Raw genomic sequence first — 3,013 nt, 5'->3', positions numbered from 1 at the left:
AGTAGGTGCTAACCGGATGTTTGATTGGGAAGGATTGTGTCAGAAGCAAAGGCCCTTATTTAATGTGATGGGATAGGCTGACGGACACACGGTGATTTGGAATGTAGAGTTTGATTAGGTAATAGAAATGTCCAATACGAGTTTGAAGACTACGGCGGAATGGGAAGAATGGCGCGATATTAACTGGTTAAAGGTTGAGCGTCACGTCTTTAAGTTACAGGAAAGAATCTACAGAGCCTCTGAGAGTCGTGATTTTATTGCATTTCGTAAGCCTCAAAAAACTTTGCTGAAGTCCTGGTACGCTAAGTTATTGGCCGTGCGTGGGGTAATTCAAGATAACCAGAGTGAGAAAATTTTGTCTTCGGAAAAGCTGTTTGCTTTGGCTGAAACTTTGGACATAACTGGCAAGGTTAAGTCTAGGAGAGGCACTATAGAGGACTACGCTCTACAAATACTTGTCAAGATGGCTCTGGAGCCAGAATGGGAGGGTATTTTTGAATCTAGTTGTTATGGGTTTAGGCCGGGGCGATCGCCTCAAGATGCTGTAGAAGCAATTTTTGGTTTTGTTAAGCTGGAGCCTAAGTATGTGCTTGAAGCTGACATAGCTAAGTCTTCTCAAGGTATTAACTACGAACTATTACTGGAAAGGCTGGGTACTTATCCTACATTGCGTCGAAAAATCAAAGCTTGGTTGAAGACTGGTGTGATGGATGGGGAAGGGTTGTTTCCAACGGAGGAGCAGATGGCAAGGGGTGGGGTTATTTCTTCATTTCTGGCAAATGTGGCTCTTCATGGTATGGAGGAGCAAATCAATGAGTATGCTGAAACTTTTGATTTTCAATCTGTGGAAAACGGGTATGAGGTATCAAGGGTGGATAGGAGTAAATACTTGGGTTTGGTTCGCTATGGTAATAGTTTGGCGATCGCTCACAAAGATATAGATGTTGTTCAAAAATGCCAAGTAAAGCTTGGAGAGTGGTTGTCTGAAATGGGGCTGGAGTTAAAACCAAGTGAAACAAGAATAGTTCATACTTTATATGGGTATGGTGGAGAAAAACCAGGGTTTGATTTCTTGGGATTCAACATCAGACAGTATGAGGTGGGCAAAAATCAAGGTAAGCTTGGTTTTAAAACTGAGGTCAAACCAAGTGACCAGAGCATGAGGAGTCATTATCGTCAAATTGCTGAGGTTATAGATAAACATAAGTCTGCACCACAGGTTGTTTTAATTAGAAGGCTTAATCCTATTATTCAGGATTGGGTAAACTATTACTCGACTGTGGTGAGTAAGAAAACCTTTAGGGATTTGGATCATTTAATATTCCAAAAACTCTGGCGTTGGGCAAGAAGAAGACATTCCAATAAAAATAATGACTGGATTTCTCAAAAGTATTGGCATTCTGGGGAAAACAGAAAGGAATTTTCGTGCAGCGATCGCGATGGCAGTCGAGTAAAGTTATTGAAGCACACAGAAGTTCCTATTGTTATACAGGAGAATGTTAACAAGGACTGGTTTTATTGGAGCAAGCAAAAGGACTTTCATTCAACTTAAGAAGGGGAAAGTCTTGGATGCTATTGAATTGTATAGACATTGCTACGATCGATCTGAAAACTACTAGGAATAGTGGTGGAGGTGCCCATTTTGATTGGAGCCAAATTACTGAGGAGCCGGATGAGGTGAAAGTCTCACGTCCGGTTTTGGAGACGAGCATTTCTGGTGACAGAATTGCTTAGTTTAACTTCTCTGGCAATTAGAAAGAGTGGATTAATTTTACCCCTAATTTTTTCTATAATTAGGGATGAGTAAGGATAGCGATCGCTCCCCAAATAAGAAGGTAAGCGATCGCCTCTAAATACTTTTTGAATACTGATAAATAAGGGAGTAGGGAGCGGGGAAAATAGAAATATTTACTGTTGAATACTGATTTAAGTCAAAATTAATCTAAGTCTCACAAGTTACTCATGCCGTTAGTTTTTCATAGATATAGCAGTCGAAGTAAGGATTAGGATATATAAAAAGCTTAAAACCTAGATAAAGCTAGATTTTTCCTTCTTCCTTCTGCTATATGGAATGAAATTACTATAAATGGCAGAATAATTTATGAGATATCAACTTAAGAAGTTATTATTTTTCTTACCCCTACTTATATTTTTAGCTAGCTGTGGTGGAAGTCCGACAAATCTAGGGGAAACAAATCAAGAGACACAAGAATCTACTGCTACTTCAGCTCAACCATTTAATTATCAAACCTACAACTCAATTTTAAAGGAATATGTCAACGAAAAAGGGTTAGTTGACTACGAAAGATTAAAAGAAAATCGACAAAAACTTGATGAATTTAATGCTGCTATTGGAGCGGTAACGCCAAGTACTTATGATTCTTGGACAGAGGCAGAAAAAATTGCTTTTTTAGTTAATGCTTATAATTCTTTTACTTTAGAATCTATTATTGATAATTACCCTACTAAAAGTATTAGAAGAATCCCTGGTGTTTGGAAGATTCGGAAATTTGATATTGTTGGGCAACAATTGACATTAGACCATATCGAACATCAGATTTTAAGGAAAGAATTTAATGAACCAGGAATTCATGTTGCCTTAGTTTGTGCTGCAATAAGTTGCCCTCCTCTAAGACAAGAAGCTTTTACTGGTAATCAATTAAAACAACAATTAAACGATCAAGCTAACACGTTTCTCGTCAATAATCAAGGCTTCCGAATTGACCGTGAAAATAATGCTGTTTATTTTTCTTCAATTTTTAAATGGTTCGGTGAAGATTATAAAAAAACTTATGGTCAAGAACCGACTATTGATGGCTTGAATGAAACAGAAACTTCAATTGTAAATTATGCTCATAAATATGTAAGTCCTGACGATCAAAAGTATTTAAAACAGGGTGGTTATCAAGTTAAATATTCTGACTATGATTGGTCTTTGAATGTTCAAAAGAGGGAGTAGGGAGTAGGGAATAGGGAGTAGGGGAGTAGGGGAGTAGGGGAGTAGGGGAGTAGG

At 38.1% G+C, this 3,013-nt stretch carries 3 protein-coding genes; all 3 read left to right on the top strand.

Annotated elements, in window-relative coordinates; all coding sequences use genetic code 11:
- Positions 1-127: 127 nt before the first annotated feature.
- A complete protein-coding gene (locus tag AC3DU7_RS29885; RefSeq protein ID WP_488042875.1) occupies positions 128-1,552 on the top strand; it encodes a group II intron maturase-specific domain-containing protein in 1,425 nt (474 codons plus the stop codon).
- Positions 1,553-1,569: 17 nt separating this feature from the next.
- A complete protein-coding gene (locus tag AC3DU7_RS29880) occupies positions 1,570-1,734 on the top strand; it encodes a hypothetical protein (RefSeq protein ID WP_488042874.1) in 165 nt (54 codons plus the stop codon).
- Between the two features lie 367 nt (positions 1,735-2,101).
- Positions 2,102-2,959, top strand: a complete 858-nt coding sequence (locus tag AC3DU7_RS29875; protein WP_488042873.1) for a DUF547 domain-containing protein — start codon at positions 2,102-2,104, stop codon at positions 2,957-2,959.
- Positions 2,960-3,013: the final 54 nt, after the last annotated feature.

The organism is Okeania sp., assembly GCF_983059655.1.
This window is presented reverse-complemented; position numbering and strand designations above follow the sequence as displayed.

Coding starts and splice junctions, on each gene's coding strand:
- AC3DU7_RS29885 (WP_488042875.1), top strand. CDS start 128: ATGTCCAATACGAGTTTGAAGACTACGGCGGAATGGGAAGAATGGCGC.
- AC3DU7_RS29880 (WP_488042874.1), top strand. CDS start 1,570: ATGCTATTGAATTGTATAGACATTGCTACGATCGATCTGAAAACTACT.
- AC3DU7_RS29875 (WP_488042873.1), top strand. CDS start 2,102: ATGAGATATCAACTTAAGAAGTTATTATTTTTCTTACCCCTACTTATA.